Source organism: Pseudoalteromonas sp. S558 (assembly GCF_005886635.1).
Lineage (GTDB): Bacteria > Pseudomonadota > Gammaproteobacteria > Enterobacterales > Alteromonadaceae > Pseudoalteromonas > Pseudoalteromonas aliena.
Map to the genome: position 1 here is coordinate 1 of NZ_PNDU01000035.1, position 275 is coordinate 275.

General features: G+C 46.2%; 1 pseudogene. It reads left to right on the plus strand.

Annotated features, from left to right (window positions below):
* Window positions 1–275 (plus strand): annotated as a pseudogene (locus CWB66_RS03050) (hypothetical protein); the annotation flags it as partial.

Genomic DNA, 275 nt, shown 5'->3' on the forward strand with positions numbered 1-275 from the left:
AGTTCGCAAGCGTTATTAGATGAAGCTGCATTGGCGGCCTGCATGGCGTATGTAGACTTAAATCCCATTAGAGCCAAAATGGCTAACACCCCAGAAGAATCTGACCATACCAGCGCTCAACTACGCTTAACATACGCAAAAGATGGCAAACAACCAAAACAACTACTGCGCTTTGCAGGCATGCCACGTCAAATCATGCCAAAAGGGCTACCCTTTGAGCTTAAATCGTACCTTGAACTTGTTGAGTTAACAGGGCGCTGTATACGAGAGGACAA